Source organism: Brotaphodocola sp., assembly GCF_983179755.1.
In genome coordinates this window covers 1-12,584 of the sequence record NZ_CFAHBC010000010.1, presented here as the reverse complement: position 1 = coordinate 12,584, position 12,584 = coordinate 1, and the positions used below count along the sequence as shown (strand labels likewise).

The window sequence follows — 12,584 nt, the reverse complement described above, 5'->3', positions numbered from 1 at the left end:
ACACTATTTTTTTCTTTTAAAAGAATGTGGCGGAGTGTGCCCCCATATTTTTCTTTCGTCGCAATGATGCGGTAACCGTGTCTCTGCATCGAGTAAAGACTCGCGTGATTGTCCGGATGAACCGTACACATCCAAAACTTCTGTATCCGCCCGGAAAGCTCCCGCTCCGCTTTCTCGACAAGTCTCCCCTGCAAATGGTGACCTCGAAATTCCGGATCAACTGCAACTGAATCTAAATGGGCGACAAGAAGACGTTTTTCCGCATCAAACCCGGCATCGATTCCGAGATTCACTTCCTGATCCGGATTTTGAATCCCGCCAGAAAGCTCCCGGACTCCCGGAAGATCCACGGTGAAGAAAGCAACAAGCCTTGGCTGTCCATTCTCGGATTCTCCACTGTCCTCCGACTTTACTTCCGCAAGAACCGTAAATCCCTCCGCCGACACATGGCGCAGAAGCCATGGCAATTCATCCGTGATATACCAGTCCGGATGCTCCATATTTTGTTTTACGCGGTCCATCAGTTCCTTGACCCGGACCATGTCTGTCTCCTGAGCCAGACGAAACGTTATCTGGTCATCTCTCATTGTTTGTCACTCACTCCCGCAATTTTCAAAATTTTCGCGATTTCCCAAATTTAAAATTTCTCCTACTATATCACATCTGCAAAGAAAAATACAAGTCCAAAAATGGAAGTCACTCTCCCTGATTTTATTTTGCTCCCAGATTATTTTATTTTGCATCGAACCAGGTTGCGCCCGCATGCGCCTCGACTTCGAGTGAAACGGAGAGTTCCACAGCATGACGCATCTTTTCCTCGAGAAGTGCTGTCACTTCCTCCTGCTCATCCACAAACGTCTCGACAAGAAGTTCATCGTGCACCTGAAGCACAATCCGGGATCTCAACTTTCTCGCCCGAAGTTCCCGATCAACCGCAATCATTGCAATCTTCATGATGTCCGCTGCCGTTCCCTGAATCGGAGAGTTCATCGCCACTCGCTCACCAAACGCTCTCTGCATGAAATTCGATGACTTGAGCTCCGGAATCGGACGACGTCTGCCAAAGAGTGTTGTCACATATCCCTGCTCCTTTCCCTCCTTGACGAGATCGTCAAGAAACGTCTTTACACCCGGATACGTCTCAAAATACTTGTTGATATAGGCAAGCGCCTCCTTTCGGCTGATGCTCAAATCCTCACTCAAGCCGAACGCGCTGATTCCGTAGACGATTCCAAAGTTTACTGCCTTCGCGTTTCGACGCTGAAGCGGGGTCACCTCCTCAAGCGGAGTGTGGAAGACCTGCGATGCCGTAATCGCGTGAATGTCCTGTGCCTCCCGATATGCCTCAATCAGACGGTCATCCTTCGACATGTGAGCGAGAATACGAAGCTCAATCTGGGAGTAATCGGCATCCACAAAGACTGCCCCGTCCTCCGGCACAAAGACTTTGCGGATCTCCCGTCCAAGCTCCATCCGCACCGGAATATTCTGAAGGTTCGGCTCGGTACTGCTGATTCGTCCCGTCGCCGTGATCGTCTGGTTGAAGGTTCCATGAATTCTTCCATCCTCCTGAATGAATCCGGCAAGTCCCTCCGCATACGTCGAGTTGAGCTTTGTGAGCTGACGGTAATCGAGAATCATCCGCACGATCGGATACTCCGGTGCGAGCTTTTCAAGAACATCCGCTGCCGTCGAATATCCGGTCTTTGTCTTCTTTCCGTGAGGAAGCTCCATGCGCTCAAACAGAATCTCTCCAAGCTGTTTCGGAGAATTGATGTTGAACGTCTCACCCGCAGACGCATAGATTTCCTGCTCGAGCTTTGCAATCTTCTCTTTCAGTCTGTCGCCGTATGCCTCAAGCTGAGCACGGTCGACGCGCACTCCCGCCTTCTCCATGTGATCGAGACTGAAAATTAGAGGCATTTCTACTTCATGGAACAGCTTTTCCATTCCGGTATTCTGAAGATTTTCAAGAAGTTTCGGCATCGACTTCCACGCAATATATCCCATGTAGCAGGCGCAGGTGCATCCCTTCTCGTCCCCCGCACACATCGCTGATCCCGCACTCTTTTTCCCGAGCAGATCCGCTCTTGACGGAACGGTCATTCCGAGATAATCTCTCGCCAAATCATCGTATTCGTAAGTATCCTTGAGCGGATTTAAGAGATAGCCCGCAATCGCCGTGTCAAAGACGACATTTGTCTCCTCAAGATCCATGACCTTGAGCTGATCCTTAAGTCCGATCGTGGCAACAGAATCCGGCTCTTTGCGCTTTTCAATCAATGACTTCATCTTATCTGCGAGGTAGGCTCCGGTCAGAAATCCCTCCGCCCGAATCGCATAGATCTCATCCTCCCCGAAACAGAGTGCGAGACCGACAACCGCCTTCTTCTGATCGAGAATCAATTCAAATCCGATCGTCCTCGCCTGCTCTGCCTTCTCAAAGATTGTCTCTGCCCCGGCAAAATCTTCGATCGTCCAGAATTTCTCCTCGATCTGATTCTCCTCAGCCCCGATCTGCACAGCGTCAAACCGCGCAAGAATCGACTTAAACTCCAGGCGTTTCATATAATGATAGGCTTCCTGAGTATAAAGGTTCTCAATCCGTGCATCGTCATAGACAAAATCAACCGGACAGTCAAGACGAATCGTCGCGAGATCCTTGCTCATCTCTGCAAGATCATAGTGCTCCGTAAGTGCCTTCTGTGCGCGGGGCGGGCGCACCTCCTCCAAGTGATCCCGGACATTCTCAATACTTCCGTAAGTGACAATCAGGTTCGTCGCCGTCTTCTCTCCGATTGACGGAACGCCCGGAATGTTGTCGGAGGAATCCCCCATCAGCGCCTTCACATCGATGAACTCGGTCGGTGTTACCTGATACTCGCGCTTTACATTCTCCGGATAATAGTCATGGATCTCGGTCTTTCCCCGGCTTGTCTTCGGAATCCGGATCTTGATGTGCGTATCCGCAAGCTGTAAGAGATCCCGGTCACCCGAAACGACGGAGACCTCGATCCCATCTGCCTGACTGCGCTTTGCAACTGTTCCGAGAATATCATCCGCCTCATAGCCTGCAAGACTCAGGATCGGGATTCCCATCGAAGTCAACACTTCCTTCATAAGAGGAACCTGCTCCCTGAGTTCCTCCGGCATCGGCTTTCTCGTTCCCTTGTAATCCGGATATTTTTCATGGCGAAACGTCGGTGCACTCAAATCAAAGGCAACTGCAAGATGATCTGCCTGCTCCTCCTCGAGAATTTTAAACATGATATTTAAAAAGCCGTAAACCGCATTCGTGTGAAGTCCCTCCGAGTTTGTAAGCTCCGGAACTCCGTAAAATGCACGGTTTAAAATGCTGTGTCCATCAATCAGTACGAGTTTTTCCACCTTGTTCTCCTTTATCTCAAAAATTCCTAATTTTCTAAAGTCTGATCGTTTTTTTGTCTGAGTTTGGCTGTTTTTTATCGCCAGTTTTTATTTCCTCTGAGTGCATTAAGAGCGTACCTTTTCCCAAAGACAGACGAAAAAGTCTTTCCTCTTTCCTTTCTAGTCCGCTCTTTTAACCCATTTTATTTCTGTGCCATCAGAGAATTCCTGTCTCTGCCCAGATGCGAAATTGCATCACCAGAAGTGTCAGAACCCCTGCCACACAGAGCGTATTGACCGCATAGCAAATCACTTTTCGCAGACGGGCTGTGCGAACCTTAATCCACGCATCTTCAAGGCTTTCCTCCAAGGCTCCCGCAATGTCATATCCGCCTGCACCCGAATCAAGCTGGCGCAGTCCTAACGATACCGTATAATAGATTTCCAGTTCCTCCCGGCACTCCGGACAGGTGCTCACATGAGTCAGAAACGCTTCCAGCTCTTCCTCCTCCAGCTTCATATCAATAAATGGCATAATCAGTTTTTCCGCCTCCCGGCATGTCATCCCTGTCACCACCTTATTTTTTTATGTGCCCCCATCATACCACTGATTCCGTCCTCGAATCTACCCTATTTTATCATTTCTCTGTGTTTTTTTTGATTTTCTTATTCTTGACTTGATTTTTAATCTCTGCTAGAGTGTGTTTGTATTTTTTTAATTCATGTGCTCCCAGAATCTCTTTATGCCTGTTTTTTTGAAAGAGAGACTTTGAGCGTTCATACTTACAGGAAGAGGGGATTTTTTATGCCAAAGCTGAATGAACATTATCAGGATTTAAAAGAAAGCTATCTTTTCTCCGAAATTGCACATCGTGTTTCCGCTTACTCGGAGGCACATCCGGATGCAAACATCATCCGTCTCGGAATCGGAGATGTTACCCTTCCACTCGGAAGCCTTGCCATCGAGGGACTTCACGAGGGTGTTGATGCAATGGCAAGCGCCGAGACCTTCAAGGGATATGGTCCGGAACAGGGATATGAATTTCTGCGCAAGGCAATTTCTGAATACTATGCAAGAAACGGTGCGGAGGTTGAACCAGCCGATATTTTCATCTCCGACGGTGCAAAGAGCGATACCGGAAACATCTCTGAGCTGTTTTCCAACGACAATGTGATTCTGATTCCGGACCCGGTTTACCCGGTTTATGTGGATTCCAACCTTATGGGCGGAAAGCACGTCACCTATATCTCCGGAAATGCGGAAAACGATTTCCTTCCGATGCCTGATCCGTCTGTTCATGCGGATATTATTTACCTGTGCTCCCCGAACAACCCGACTGGTGCTGTCTATAACAAGGCTCAGCTCAAGGAGTGGGTGGACTACGCGCTCGCAAATGATGCAGTCATCCTGTTTGACTCCGCTTACGAGGCTTTCGTCAGCGATCCAGAACTTCCACGCAGTATCTACACGATCGAGGGTGCAAAGAAGTGTGCGATTGAGTTCTGCTCCCTCTCCAAGACCGCCGGTTTTACCGGAACCCGCTGCGGATACACCGTCGTTCCGAGGGAGCTTGTCTTCACCGCTTCCAACGGTAAGGAAATGTCTCTGCATGCAATGTGGAACCGTCGTCAGTGCACAAAGTTCAACGGTACTTCCTACATCATCCAGAAGGGTGCTTCTGCGGTCTTCTCTGAGGAAGGCATGAAACAGTGCCAGGAGAACATTCATTATTATCAGGAAAATGCAAGAATCATCGCTGAGACCTTAAAGAAGAAAAACATCCGTTTCTTTGGCGGTGTTCACTCGCCTTACATCTGGTTTGAGTGCCCGGATGGAATGGAGTCCTGGGAATTCTTTGACTACCTGTTAAACAATGCTCAGGTTGTCGGAACTCCGGGTGCTGGTTTCGGTGAGAACGGCAAAAACTACTTCCGCTTAACCTCGTTTAACAACCACGAGAACACGATCGAGGCAATGAAGCGCTTTGAGAAGCTGTTCTAAGAGAAGCGGTTGTTTGAAATCAAATTTCAAATTCCAATTTTTGAAAAAATTGCTTGCAAACGCTCGGCACTTATGCTATAATTCTTTTGTTGCGTAAGTAAGCCGGCGTGGCGGAATGGCAGACGCATCAGACTCAAAATCTGACGAGGGCGACCTCGTGCCGGTTCGAGTCCGGCTGCCGGCATTCCTTGGCAGGGGCAAGGGCCAGCAGAATTATCTCTCGATGATTCTGTTGGCTCTTTCTTTTTGCTCGATTATCGATTATAATAGGTTGCATAAATATATTGAATACATCAAATGTATGATTATACTCATTGGGAGGACTTTTCTGTATGATTACACATAAAAAAACATGGAAATGCATCCGGCGATCTGCCTGTGCATTCACAATCCTTTCTGTCGCTCTTCTCAGCTCTGCCTGCAAGCGTCAGCAGGAGGTCATTGATCTCTCCGGTGCCCGCTCAGTCCCCACTGAGACGGTTCAGTCAGCCTCAGCCCCGGAAAGCGTAGATTCTGCGGACAGTCTGACGCTCGACACTGCGGAAACGACTGCGGACGCTTCTTCTACCAAAAAGGGAATCCATGTGATGATGGAGACTTACATGAACAACAAAATCTTCATCCAATATCCGGTGATTCAGGACTTAAACGATGATGACCGTACCGCCTCTGCAAATGAATTATTAAAGAATAATGCTCTCTCCATTCTCGGCGGATGGGGAATCAATGAGGCAAAGGATACACTCGAGCTGACCTGCAAAGTCGTCTCTGCTGACCAGAGCCGGCTCACCGTGATCTACCGCGGATACTGCTATCCGAATCAGGCGTCGTATCCCTCAAATCTTTTTCTCACAAACACCGTTGATCTGACCGAAATCTCCGATGTTCGCCTGAGTGATTATGCAGATCCGGTTCAACTTGCAGATTATGTGATGTCCGATGGGGTTGTGCTCTCCGGTGTCAACCAGGCAGATCAGCCAGCTATTCTTGAGTTTCTCAAAAATACCGACCGCGAACAGAATGTAGCCCTGCTTGCAAATGCGGATTTCGGCGGAACGAATGGATTCCCGGGATGTTTCAGTTATGAGTCAAACGGAGAGATCTATATCATGCTTCCTGTCACCCATGAGCTTGGAGATTATGTGACGGTGGTCTACACCCCGGAAGATAAATAAAAGGCTCTTATAAAAGAGACTTTCAAAACCTTGGCATGACTCTTGATCTTTGTCCTTAAATTTGATAAAATTTGGTTAGTTTTACAATACTGTATCGAGAAAGGAACTTTGATTTATGGAAAATGTTACCATTTTTGATCATCCGCTGATTCAGCACAAGATTTCAATTCTGAGAAATAAGAACACCGGAACCAACGAATTCCGCTCCCTGATCGAGGAGATCGCAATGTTGATGGGCTATGAAGCTCTGCGTGATCTTCCGCTCGAGGATGTTGAGGTTGAGACACCGATCGAGACCTGTATGACCCCGATGATCGCCGGCAAGAAGCTCGCTATTGTTCCGATCCTGCGCGCAGGACTTGGCATGGTCAATGGTATTCTCGCCCTCGTTCCGAGTGCAAAAGTTGGTCATATCGGACTGTACCGTGATGAGGAGACTCATGAGCCTCACGAATACTACTGCAAACTTCCGGACCCGATCGAACAGCGTACCATCGTTGTGACCGATCCGATGCTTGCTACCGGCGGTTCTGGCGTCGAGGCTGTCAACTTTATCAAACAGCATGGCGGAAAGAACATCAAGTTCATGTCGATCATCGCTGCTCCGGAAGGACTCAAGCGTCTCCATGAGGCTCATCCGGACATCCAGATCTATGTTGGACATCTTGATCGTTGCCTGAATGAGAATGCCTACATCTGCCCGGGTCTTGGAGATGCAGGCGACAGAATCTTCGGCACGAAGTGAGATGCACGGTATCGCGCACAAATAATAAAATAATTGAGACTTCTCTGTTTCTCTGTTATAAGTACTTTTTATAAATACTTTTTTACAGGGTGTCTCCAACAAGTAAGGTCAGGAAAACTCGCTCCGAATGCGAACGTAGCGGGTTTTCCTGACCTTCTTGTTTCCGACACCTATACAATACCAGCACCTATACGGGCATCATACAATATGCTCCTGTCAACATTTATAAAAACCTGGCACATCATTCAACCAATGCATATACATCCTGGCGCGTTTTTAATCATTATGCTTCTCTGCAATCTCACCCTGTCTCTTGTAAATGGAATTTGCATCCACGCCACCGCGAACACTAGAGAGAGGGTAGATGTTACTGTTCTTTCCGATCACCGTACCCGGATTCAGCACGGAACCACAGCCGACCTCAACACAATCTCCGATCATTGCACCGACCTTCTTGCGTCCGGTCTCGATCTCCTCATCCTCTGCGTGGATCTTGACAAGCTCCTTGTCAGACTTTACATTTGAAGTGATCGAACCTGCACCCATGTGGGACTTGTATCCAAGAATCGAATCTCCCACATAATTGTAATGCGGAACCTGTACGTTGTCAAACAGGATCGAATTCTTTAACTCTGAGGAATTTCCGACAACACTGTTTGCGCCGATCAGGACTTTTCCGCGGATAAATGCACAGTGACGAATCTCTGCTCCCGGTCCGATTACAACCGGTCCCATGATGCCTGCGGTCGGGGCGACCTTTGCGGTGCGGTGAATCCAGACACCCGGAACCGGATTGTCATATTCCTCCTCGGAGAGCGTTTTTCCAAGGTTCTCCACAAACTCTCCGATGTGCTCAAGTGCCTGCCACGGATACTCAAACTGCTCAAGCAGGGATTTTGCCATCGTATGCTCAAGTGTATAAAGTTCTGCTGTCTTCATTTCTTCTTTCTTCATAATCTTCTTTACTCCTTTTCTTGTTTCTTTTTGCTTTTCGCACTACCTTCGGTGCGACCTGTCCCGTCACGATCCGCACGGCTCTTTGCCTTTTGGTCTTTCTGGTAAATCGCGCCGACTGCCTCAAAGTTTCCGCGCAGCTGCCAGCTGTTCTGAAGTTGCAGGACACCGTAGGTTCTTCCGGCAACAAAGCGCGCCAATTTTTCCATGTACTCCTCTGACGTGATTGTTCCCTCTGCGACATAGGTCAGCCCCTTCTCCCAGCTCGCCGTCAACTCCGGATTTAAGAGCTGACGGATCGATGCGTGGACGACCTCGAAGACCAGTTCACCGAGAAGTGTCGGTGTGATGATCTGCGTCTTTCCGTTCAGGGCAAGATACTCGATGTTCACTAGTTTCTTTAAAATCTCTGCGCGGGTCGCACTCGTCCCGATTCCGCTTCCTCGGATCTGAGCGCGAAGCTCCTCATCCTCGATCAGCTGACCAGCATTTTCCATCGCAAGAATCATTGATCCAGATGAATATCGCTTAGGCGGGGAAGTCTCGCCCTCCCGGATCGCAAGCCCCTTGACCGGAAACTGCATTCCTTTTTTGAGGGACGCAAGCATTGCGACAAATGCCGGATTTTCCAGATCCTTCTGGTTAACCTCTGACTCGTCCTTCTCGTCCCCGCTTCCAGATACCTCCTGAGAAGCCGTCTCTCTGGAACTTCCATCGTCTGTGCGTTTCTTCATTCGCGCCACATCTGCGACATTCAGGTATCCCGCTTCCGTGAGCACCTTGAAATTCGCAAAGAAATGCTCTGCTCCGATCACAAGCTCCAGCGCATATTTCTGATAAACAGCGGGCGGATAAAAAACGCTTAAAAAACGTCTCGCAATCACCTCATACACCTTCATCGCAAGCGGAGAGATACTGCGAATCGCCCCAAATCCCTGTCCGGTCGGAACAATCGCATAGTGGTCGGTGATCTGCTTGTCGTTGACATAACGTGTCTTTGCGATCGACTTGTAGTTTCCCGCATCAAGCACATAAGATGCAAATTCCTTGACCGGGGCAAAATTGCGAAGTCCGCCGATATTACGGTGAATCTCCTTTGCAACCGCTGTGGAGAGCACGCGGGCATCCGTTCTCGGATAGGTGACGAGCTTTTTCTCATAAAGTTCCTGTACAATCTTGAGCGTCTCATCCGGACTGATCTTAAACATCTTGGAACAATCGTTCTGAAGCTCCGCAAGGTTGTAGAGAAGCGGAGGATTCTTCGTCTCCTTCTTCTTTTCAATTTTGACGAGATGTGCCTGGATTCCAGTTCCGTTTTCTCTACCGTCTGAATCTCCCGGCTCTCCCTGTTTTTGCATCTGCAAATTTGCAGAGGTAGAGGCTGACTGCCCCTGAAGCAGGTGAATCAACTCCTCGGCATGACGGCGCTCCTTAAATCCATTTTCCTTGTAGAGATACGGGGACTGGAAATACTTTGATCCCTCGACCGCGCGCCACTCTGCATCAAACTCCATCTCCTGACTCGAAAATCTGCCAACCACGCGGTAAAACGGTGTCTTCACAAATTCTCGAATCTCCCGCTCCCGTCGCACAACCATTCCAAGAACACAGGTCATCACTCGCCCAACCGAGAGAACGGTTCGATTCGTCCTCAGATACGAGGAAATCCCCGGACCGTACTTGAGTGTCAAGAGACGAGAAAAATTGATTCCCATCAGATAATCTTCCTTCGCACGCAAGTAGGCGGAGGAGGCGAGATTGTCATATTCTGACCAGTCCTTTGCCTCACGGATTCCTCGAAGAATCTCCTCCTCCGTCTGCGAGTCGATCCAGACACGTTTTCTCTTCTTTTCTTTGCTGACTCCCGCCATCTGATCTACAAGCCGGTAAATATACTCTCCCTCACGTCCGGAGTCGGTACAAATATAAATCGTCTCGACATCTGCCCGCTTCAAAAGACCAGAGACAATCTGAAACTGCTTTGCAACACCGCCGATAACCTCATACTTGAACTCTTTTGGCAAAAACGGCAGAGTTTCCAGACTCCAACGTTTAAATTTCGGATCATAGGCCTCCGGATAACTCATCGTCACTAAATGTCCGACACACCAAGTCACGATCGCTGTATCCGACTCGATATAGCCATCTGCCCGCTTTCCCGAGATCTTGAGTGCCGTCGCAAACTGCTGTGCCACACTCGGCTTCTCGGCTATGTACAATGATTTTCCCATTCAGTCTGAATTCCTCTCTTTTATCAATCAACCTTTGTACGTATCCATTTATTTCGTATCTTATCACTCGAAATCCATTGATCTGACTCACTTGATTGGATTGATTTACTTATTATTCTTGTAGCTTCTTACCTGATCTGATCTGCAATCTCGCTTTTTAATGTTGTCCAGGCATCCTCATGCTCCACGTAATATTTCGGGCAATTCTTTCCGCTGACATCATAGTGACGAATCACATCTGAAGCCTTCAAATCCAACGAGCCACACAGCCACGAGACCAATTTGACAAGTGATTTTTGTGTCTCCTGCGTAAACTTTCCGGAATTATCCGGGTGACAACATTCAATCGAGATCGTATCTTCATTTCTTGGATAATTTGCATAGGCCACTTCCTGAACCGGAACACAGCACAGAATCTCCCCCTCAAGTCCGATAATAAAATGACTGCTCACTGATCTGCGCTCTGACTCCGGTGCGTCTGCCATCCCCGCAAAATAATTTCGGTTTTCCCGTGCCGTCGTCCCCGGATTTGCAACATAATGCACCACAATGTTTTTGACCTTTGTGCGCTCTGTCCCCGGTCTCGAATACGGATTGACCGGAAGATAGGCTTCCTGACACCAGTCTGGCAGAGATAAGGCTTGCAGATTTTCCCGCCTTCTCACTTTTAAGAGCGCACTTGTCATAAAAAGAATCGCCACTGCCAAAAGAATAAAAAGTGCCAGCCGTTCCACTGCTACTTTTATTCGCCGGCGTCGTCTCTGTCTCCGTCTTCTCTCCAGCTGTCTTTGACGCATCTTTTTTCTGCTTTCTTCTGACACTTCTATTCCTCTTTAAGCACACGCTTACACTTACTGTTTTATCTATACTTTACTAAGACCGATCTTCTGATATGCCAATGTCGTTGTAAGATCTGCATGACCGAGCATCGTCTGTACCACCTGCACATTTGCTCCACTGCTGAGTAGATGGACAGCAAAGGAATGACGCAGAGTATGCGGAGTAATGTCCGCCTCAATTCCCGCCTGCTCTCCATAGCCCTTGACGATCTTCCAGAAGCCCTGTCGCGACATCTGACCCCCACTGCAATTCACAAAGAAATACTCAGATGACTTGCCATCTAAAAGCTTCTCCCTCGCCGGCTCAAGATAAGCGCGCAATGCCTGGCTCGCCTTGCGCCCAAACGGAACAATACGCTCCCGCGCTCCAGCCCGGCACACGATAAATCCGACCTGCATATTGACATCCTTCATGCAAAGCCCAATCAGCTCAGAAACTCGAATTCCAGTCGCATAGAGGAGTTCCAACATTGCCCGGTCTCGAATTGTCTTCGGCGTGCTTCCGTCCGGTTGACTTAAGAACCGAGTTATCTCCTCCACAGAAAGAACAACCGGAGGTTTCTTCTCGATCTTCGGCGCTTTGACAAACTCCGCCGGGTCCTGAGAAATCTTTCTATTTGAAAATTCATAATGAAAAAATGCCTTGATCGACGCCAGCATACGCGAGATCGTAGCCGTCGCCTTTCCCTGCTGTTCCAGATAAAGGATATAGGAATTCAAACTTGTCTTCGTCACTTTTCTGAGATCAAAAATCCCCTCCTTCTCCAGATACTCCTGCATCTGGCGCAAATCCCGGCGATAAGACACAATGGTATTTTGAGATGCTCTCTTCACATTTTCCAGATAGACGGAAAATTCCTCCAGCTCTGTTTGAATGTTCATAAATATTTCCCTCTGTCTCACAAAATTCCCAGTACTCACTTGACTCTCTGCAAATTTTTTAACTCTAATTCGCTCATCTATATTAACGTCTTTTGTACGTTTTCATTTGTCTTTGATTCCCTTACCTTGCCACGCTCTCACATGACAACTCGTTATCATTATAGCCGTTCTGCCCTGCAAAATCAAACGATTCTTTTTTCCTTCAGTCGCTCCTTGCCCTCCATCTTCCCATAAAAAGAATGATTTTCCAGACAGAAAAACAAGATGTTGAGCGTCAACGGTAGACACTTTCAACATCTTGGCACAATCTTTTAAAAATGAAAAAACTCTTAATTTTGTGAACTACTCGGTCATTGAATGGCCGAGCATCTGAAAATGCAAAACCAATCA

The 12,584-nt window shown here is 48.1% G+C and carries 9 protein-coding genes, 1 tRNA gene and 1 pseudogene; 4 read left to right on the top strand and 7 right to left on the bottom strand.

The window, feature by feature from the left end:
- Nucleotides 1–83 precede the first annotated feature (83 nt).
- The 3 genes and pseudogenes from AC4EVX_RS05625 to AC4EVX_RS05615 form a co-directional block, all read right to left on the bottom strand.
- Nucleotides 84–500: pseudogene (locus tag AC4EVX_RS05625) on the bottom strand (GNAT family N-acetyltransferase); the annotation flags it as partial.
- A 232-nt stretch (nt 501–732) separates the two neighbouring features.
- Nucleotides 733–3,387: a DNA polymerase I gene (gene polA / locus AC4EVX_RS05620; protein WP_490159755.1), complete on the bottom strand. Its 2,655-nt coding sequence runs from the start codon at nt 3,385–3,387 to the stop codon at nt 733–735.
- A gap of 196 nt (nt 3,388–3,583) precedes the next feature.
- Nucleotides 3,584–3,931: a zf-HC2 domain-containing protein gene (locus tag AC4EVX_RS05615; RefSeq protein ID WP_308450653.1), complete on the bottom strand. Its 348-nt coding sequence runs from the start codon at nt 3,929–3,931 to the stop codon at nt 3,584–3,586.
- 240 nt (nt 3,932–4,171) lie between these two features.
- Here AC4EVX_RS05615 and AC4EVX_RS05610 point away from each other — a divergent pair, with 240 nt between their 5' ends.
- From AC4EVX_RS05610 to upp, 4 genes are all read left to right on the top strand, one after another.
- Nucleotides 4,172–5,368: an LL-diaminopimelate aminotransferase gene (locus tag AC4EVX_RS05610; protein ID WP_490159754.1), complete on the top strand. Its 1,197-nt coding sequence runs from the start codon at nt 4,172–4,174 to the stop codon at nt 5,366–5,368.
- A 101-nt stretch (nt 5,369–5,469) separates the two neighbouring features.
- Nucleotides 5,470–5,552, top strand: a tRNA-Leu gene (locus AC4EVX_RS05605).
- Nucleotides 5,553–5,700: 148 nt separating this feature from the next.
- On the top strand, nt 5,701–6,543 hold the full coding sequence (locus AC4EVX_RS05600) for a hypothetical protein (protein ID WP_490159753.1): 843 nt from the start codon (nt 5,701–5,703) through the stop codon (nt 6,541–6,543).
- 115 nt (nt 6,544–6,658) lie between these two features.
- Entirely contained in the window at nt 6,659–7,288 is a 630-nt protein-coding gene (gene upp, locus AC4EVX_RS05595) for a uracil phosphoribosyltransferase (protein ID WP_308450656.1), read from the top strand.
- A 276-nt stretch (nt 7,289–7,564) separates the two neighbouring features.
- On the opposite strand, the gene AC4EVX_RS05590 is transcribed toward upp, so the two are convergent.
- The 4 genes from AC4EVX_RS05590 to AC4EVX_RS05575 form a co-directional block, all read right to left on the bottom strand.
- Complete coding sequence (locus AC4EVX_RS05590; RefSeq protein WP_490159752.1) at nt 7,565–8,242, bottom strand: acyltransferase; 678 nt, start codon at nt 8,240–8,242, stop codon at nt 7,565–7,567.
- Between the two features lie 8 nt (nt 8,243–8,250).
- A complete protein-coding gene (locus tag AC4EVX_RS05585) occupies nt 8,251–10,473 on the bottom strand; it encodes a DNA topoisomerase (protein WP_490159751.1) in 2,223 nt (740 codons plus the stop codon).
- Between the two features lie 128 nt (nt 10,474–10,601).
- Complete coding sequence (locus tag AC4EVX_RS05580; RefSeq protein ID WP_490159750.1) at nt 10,602–11,270, bottom strand: peptidoglycan recognition protein family protein; 669 nt, start codon at nt 11,268–11,270, stop codon at nt 10,602–10,604.
- Between the two features lie 66 nt (nt 11,271–11,336).
- A complete protein-coding gene (locus AC4EVX_RS05575; protein ID WP_490159771.1) occupies nt 11,337–12,188 on the bottom strand; it encodes a site-specific tyrosine recombinase in 852 nt (283 codons plus the stop codon).
- Nucleotides 12,189–12,584 lie beyond the last annotated feature (396 nt).

What these genes read in the sequence shown, in the direction of transcription:
- AC4EVX_RS05615 (WP_308450653.1), bottom strand. Translation starts at nt 3,931, where the DNA reads ATGACATGCCGGGAGGCGGAAAAACTGATTATGCCATTTATTGATATG.
- AC4EVX_RS05610 (WP_490159754.1), top strand. Translation starts at nt 4,172, where the DNA reads ATGCCAAAGCTGAATGAACATTATCAGGATTTAAAAGAAAGCTATCTT.
- AC4EVX_RS05600 (WP_490159753.1), top strand. Translation starts at nt 5,701, where the DNA reads ATGATTACACATAAAAAAACATGGAAATGCATCCGGCGATCTGCCTGT.
- upp (WP_308450656.1), top strand. Translation starts at nt 6,659, where the DNA reads ATGGAAAATGTTACCATTTTTGATCATCCGCTGATTCAGCACAAGATT.
- AC4EVX_RS05590 (WP_490159752.1), bottom strand. Translation starts at nt 8,242, where the DNA reads ATGAAGAAAGAAGAAATGAAGACAGCAGAACTTTATACACTTGAGCAT.
- AC4EVX_RS05585 (WP_490159751.1), bottom strand. Translation starts at nt 10,473, where the DNA reads ATGGGAAAATCATTGTACATAGCCGAGAAGCCGAGTGTGGCACAGCAG.
- AC4EVX_RS05580 (WP_490159750.1), bottom strand. Translation starts at nt 11,270, where the DNA reads ATGCGTCAAAGACAGCTGGAGAGAAGACGGAGACAGAGACGACGCCGG.